Below are 1,325 nucleotides of genomic sequence, written 5' to 3' on the forward strand. Positions count from 1 at the left end.
GAACTCATGCGGATCGGTGCCGAGGCGCCGAGTGAGCGTGCGGCCCGCATCGTCGCCGAAATGCTCTCGAGCCGTCCATAGGTTCAATTCGTCGAGCTTGAGCCGCGACCGGCCCTGTGTTCAGCTGATGCCGGATTTTCAGGAGCATTTTCCATGGCGAAACGCTGGTGGTTGCCTGCACTCGCTGTCGGTCTCCTCGCTTCCGGCGGCGCGCACGCGGAAGAGCTGAAATGCGCGGGGCCTTTTGCCAAGGACGCCGATCATGCGCGTCTCGTTACGACATTCGGCAGGGCCAATGTGGCGCGAGAGACGCTCTATGAGGAGGGATCGGAGCTGAAGGCCAGCGTGGTGTTCCCGAAAGACCCGGTTCGCCGAATTGAAATCACCTGGTGGGACGAGAAGGGTTATCGGCGACCGTCGAGCATCCAGGCCAAGGGCGCCGGATGGACCGGCCCGAACGGATTGGGCGTGAACGCGTCTCTGAGCGATGTGGAAACCGCGAACGGAAGGCCGTTTTCGCTCTACGGCTTCGGGTGGGATTACGGCGGAACGGTTTCCGACTGGAAGGGCGGCGCGTTCGCCACCATTCCCGGCGATTGCAATCTGATCGTCGTCTTCGGCAGCGACGAGAGCGCCGATGAATCCGCGTTGCGGAAAGTTTCGAACGACAACGAGTTCGGCTCGGATACGCCCGAGATCAAAGCCGTCAAACCGAGGGTCGAACGGATCGGCGTCGCCTATCCGAAGAACCGATGACGAACCGAAGYGCATCATGAAAAAGGGGCCCGCGAAGGGCCCCTTGGTCGTCGTATGTCGTCCGATCAGCCGCGTTGGGCGACCGTCGCATAATCGCGCTTCGGCGAGCCGACATAAAGCTGGCGCGGACGTCCGATCCGCTGCGACGGATCCTCGATCATCTCGCTCCACTGTGCGATCCAGCCGACGGTGCGCGCGAGGGCGAACAGCACGGTGAACATCGAGGTCGGGAAGCCCATCGCCTTCAGGGTGATGCCCGAATAGAAATCGATGTTCGGATAGAGCTTCTTCTCGACGAAATAATCGTCCTTCAGTGCGATCTGCTCGAGCTCGACGGCGACGTCGAGAAGCGGATCGTCCTTGATGCCCAGTTCGCTCAACACCTCATGCGTGGTCTTCTGCATGATGCGCGCGCGCGGATCGTAGTTCTTGTACACCCGGTGGCCGAAGCCCATGAGGCGGAACGGATCGTTCTTGTCCTTCGCCTTGGCGATGTATTCAGGAATGCGGTCGGGCGTGCCGATCTCTTCCAGCATCTTGAGCGCCGCTTCGTTGGCGCCGCCATGCGC

At 61.5% G+C, this 1,325-nt stretch carries 2 protein-coding genes; one reads left to right on the top strand and one right to left on the bottom strand.

The window, feature by feature from the left end:
• The first annotated feature begins 153 nt into the window (after positions 1 to 153).
• Positions 154 to 756: a hypothetical protein gene (locus tag AC1DT3_RS21465; RefSeq protein ID WP_477467209.1), complete on the top strand. Its 603-nt coding sequence runs from the start codon at positions 154 to 156 to the stop codon at positions 754 to 756.
• Between the two features lie 65 nt (positions 757 to 821).
• Here the strand turns inward: AC1DT3_RS21465 and AC1DT3_RS21470 are convergent.
• Positions 822 to 1,325 (bottom strand): citrate/2-methylcitrate synthase (locus tag AC1DT3_RS21470; RefSeq protein ID WP_477467210.1); only part of this gene is annotated, 504 nt, incomplete at its 5' end.

This window comes from Microvirga sp. P4_G7 (assembly GCF_056401005.1).

Bases quoted from the DNA above. Each gene is read 5' to 3' on its own strand.
- AC1DT3_RS21465 (WP_477467209.1), top strand. From the start codon at position 154: ATGGCGAAACGCTGGTGGTTGCCTGCACTCGCTGTCGGTCTCCTCGCT.